The organism is Halomonas sp., assembly GCF_041689495.1.
In the GTDB taxonomy this organism is placed as follows: Bacteria; Pseudomonadota; Gammaproteobacteria; order Pseudomonadales; family Halomonadaceae; genus Halomonas.
In genome coordinates this window covers 1-3,573 of the sequence record NZ_JBDNGD010000538.1, presented here as the reverse complement: position 1 = coordinate 3,573, position 3,573 = coordinate 1, and the positions used below count along the sequence as shown (strand labels likewise).

General features: G+C 63.6%; 4 protein-coding genes. All 4 read right to left on the bottom strand.

What is annotated here, in order from left to right:
• Positions 1-49 precede the first annotated feature (49 nt).
• The gene (locus ACESMD_RS15665; RefSeq protein WP_372614797.1) at positions 50-793 is read right to left on the bottom strand and encodes a TVP38/TMEM64 family protein; all 744 of its coding nucleotides are present in this window, start codon (positions 791-793) and stop codon (positions 50-52) included.
• Positions 794-1,042: 249 nt separating this feature from the next.
• Complete coding sequence (locus tag ACESMD_RS15660; RefSeq protein WP_372614795.1) at positions 1,043-2,401, bottom strand: sensor histidine kinase; 1,359 nt, start codon at positions 2,399-2,401, stop codon at positions 1,043-1,045.
• Positions 2,382-3,047: a response regulator transcription factor gene (locus ACESMD_RS15655; protein WP_372614793.1), complete on the bottom strand. Its 666-nt coding sequence runs from the start codon at positions 3,045-3,047 to the stop codon at positions 2,382-2,384. Before ACESMD_RS15655 ends, ACESMD_RS15660 begins: the two co-directional genes overlap by 20 nt.
• A 4-nt stretch (positions 3,048-3,051) precedes the next feature.
• Positions 3,052-3,534, bottom strand: coding sequence for a plastocyanin/azurin family copper-binding protein (locus ACESMD_RS15650; RefSeq protein ID WP_372614791.1), 483 nt, complete (start codon positions 3,532-3,534; stop codon positions 3,052-3,054).
• Positions 3,535-3,573 lie beyond the last annotated feature (39 nt).

Genomic DNA, 3,573 nt, shown 5'->3' with positions numbered 1-3,573 from the left:
CCCCCCCTGATAGACGGCCCCAGCGGGTGCTTGGCGGGACGCTGACCGGCTACCCCAGGTGCAGCAAGCGCTTGAGGGCCGATCGGTAGCGCGGCGGAGCCGCTTTCCAGGCCAGGGGGAGCAGGGTGAGGGTGCCGAGCGCGAGCACGGTGAGGCCAGCGCGGCGTAGATCGTCGGAGGCGAGTTCGTCGCCGAAATGCGCCAGCAGGAAGCTCGCTGGCATGACGCCGAGCAGAGTGGCGATGGCGAAGCGCCAGGCCTTGAGGGGCGAGAGGCCGGCCGCGTAGCTGACGACATCGAACGACAGGAACGGCATCAGCCGGGTCGCGAAAACCGCGCCCATCAGGGCATTCTGGGAGATGAAGCGATTTAAAAGGCCGGAAGGGGGGCGCACGTCCAACCAGGCCCTCAGTACGTCGTACCCCAGCAGGCGGGCAATGGCGAAGGCGATGAGCGCGCCTGACTCGGCGCCGATGGCGACATAGAGCGTGCCCCAGCCATGGCCATAGGCCGCACCGGCGGCCAGCGCGATCGGGGCGCTGGGGATCGGGCTCATGACAATGGCCATCGTCATCATGCCAATGATCAGTAGCGGGCCGAATGGGCCAAGCCGTATGACCGCCTGCTCGAGGGTGTCGCTGGCCAGCAGGGCATCCAGTATGCCGGAGTGCCACAGCACCAGTGACGTGGCGAGGAAAATGGCAAGCACTGCCATGCCCAGCATGATGCGCCCCCATGCGCCGCGGGAAAGGCGGGCAGGGGGGCTTTCTTGGCTCTTTTGCTGGTTAACCATGCTCCCTTTACCTGTCGTCATCAGAGCGAGGGGCCAGGATCTTGACGCCCTGACCCCTCGACGTTTCATGAGGAGGCGTCCTGATCCAGTATGACGCCAGGGCAGGCTCAGAACCACATCCTCATCCCGGCGGCGCCACTCTTGAGTAGCTGGCGGCGTGATAGGGGAAGCATGGATTGCTTCGCGGCGGCCATGGACGACTCCTTGGCGATGAGAGAGAGGAGCCGATCATGAGGGGGCAAACTGAATTCAGGCTGAACTGCTGGGGGAATTCGTGGGGGCTTCGGTGGTGGGCAACACGATGGTGACGGTCAAGCCACCCGCGCCATTCGCGGCGAAGGTCATGCGCCCCCCATATTGCTTGACCAGGTGCCCAAGGATCGACAGTCCCAGGCCATGGCCGGGGCGCCCTTCGTCGAGTCGGAGCCCTCGTTGGCCCAGTTGGGCGAGATTCTCCTCGGCCACGCCAGGGCCATCATCCTCAATGATCAGTGTCAGAGCCGTCGTTACTGCCAGGCGGCAGTGTACGTCGTGTTGCGCCCATTTCCCGGCATTGTCGAGCACGATGCCCAGCATCTCGGTGAAGTCCTGGCGTTCGACGCTAACCGTGGCCCGCTCGTCCTGCGGTCCGTCGAGGTGAAAGCGCTTTTCGGGGTATAGGGCGCCGAACATCTCGATCAGTCGCTCTGCCTCTTGCCTGATGCAGGTCAGCTGGCCGGCATAGGGGCCGGCGATGCGTGAACGGCGCAGCTCCGAGTCGAGCAGGGACTGAACGTCCTCCAGGCGAGCCAATATCTTCAGGCGGCGATCGCCGTCGATGGGGCGAGAGCCTCGCAGCACCTGGGTGACGGCCGCCAAGGGCGTCTTCAGTGCATGGGAGAGGTTGGCGACGGCGTCCCGCGAGCGTTTGAGGCGTTTGTCCTGCTCGTCCATGAAGCGGTTGAGTTGACCGACCAGGCCATCGAGCTCCGAGGGGGTATCCAGGTGCAGGCGCTCGCGATAACCCGCACGCAATTCATCGAGTTGCCGCTGGAGCCGCGCCAGTGGTGACAGTCCCGCATTCACGGCCAAAAGGTTGAGCAGGATCAGCAGGATCAGCGCCAGGCCCGCGATGCCACCGACCCACCAGTGTAGGGTAGCCAGCCCGGCTTCCACTTCCGCGAAGTCCTCGCCGATCAAGAGGGTGCCGGCGGCGCCATCTTCCAGGGCAAAGGTCTCACGGTAGAGCAGCAGGTGACGGCCCTGCCATTGCACCTTGAAGAGGGTATCGTCCTCGCCCTCCAGATAGGGAGTAAGGGTGGTCAGCCAATCGGGGTGTGATGTGCTGACATTGCCATCCATCCGCAGGACATAGAGGTGATGAAACATCTGCGAGGTCTGGCTGGCCGTATCAAGCCAGGGTTTCACCTGGGATTGTTCCTGACGCAGCCGTTCCAGCGTGTAATGCGTTTCATGGCGCAGACGGTTGCCCAGAAAATCGCGGGCAAGATCGCGCAGCAGGATGCCATGCAGCAGCCAGGTGATACCGACGGCGATCAGTGCCACGCCGCCCAGCCAGATCAATAGGCGAAAGCGCAGGCTGCGACGATCAGCGCGAAGCGAAGACATAGCCCTGGCCGCGACGCGTCTGGATGATGTGCTTGCCCAACCGGCGGCGCAGCCGACCGATATAGACCTCGACCAGGTTCGGGGCGGGGGCGTCCTGCTCCAGCGTATAGAGCTGGTCGAGCAGGCGTAACTTGGAGTGCACGCGATCCGGATGATGCATCAGGTAGCGCAGCAGCCGAAATTCGGTGGCAGTCAGGGAGTGCCAGGTCGCACCATCCGTGCTGACCTTCTGGGTCTGCTCGTCCAGTTGCACCTCATTGACGGTCAACCGCTGGGCCAGGCCGCCAGCCTGCCGTCTCAACAGGGCATGCAAGCGGGCCAGCAGCTCGGCCTCGTGAAAGGGCTTGGTCATGTAATCGTCGGCTCCGCACCGCAGGCCGAGTACCTTGTCTTCCCAGGTGTCCCGTGCTGTCAGCGCCAGAATGGGCAAACGATGACCCTGTTCCCGCCAGCGTCGCAGCAGGTCCAGGCCAGAACCGTCGGGCAGGCCGATATCGAGGATGGCGAGGGCATAATCTTCCGTTGCCATCAACGAGTCGGCCACACGGATGCGTGTGGCCGTATCGACGCTGTAGCCCTCGTCCTGCAATGTCTCTGCCAGGCTCTCGGCCAGCAGGTCATCGTCTTCGACTAGCAACAGCTTCATGCCTTCATCCCTGGAGGTTGATGTCTCCGCTCATGCCTGACGCGTAGTGGCCGGGAATGTTGCAGGCGAATTCGAGCTTATCGGTATCCTGCGGGGCGGTCCACACCAGGGTGGCGGTCTCGCCCGGGTCGATGGTCACGGAGGGCATGCCGTCGCCGTGGCCTCCACCATGATGCTCTCCGGACATGTCATGCCCGCCACCCGATGCCATCTCGATCATCATCTCGCGGTGGTTCGCCTGAGCCTCGGCGTTGCCTATCACGAACTCGTGCTCGAGGTTGCCGGTGTTGGTGATCTCGAACTTCACCGTCTCCCCCGGCTCGATATGGAGATTGCCGGGAGTGAACCACATGTCACCGGCCTCGAAGCTGATGGTGCTGTCCACCTGGACGTCATCTTCACCGCCGTGGTTGCCGCCATGCTCGCCGCCGGCCAGGACCGCGGTAGAGGCGAGGCCCAGGGCCATTGCCAGGAGTGTCTTGCGCAATTTATACCTCCGTTGGAGTCAGTGGGACTGTCCATTTCT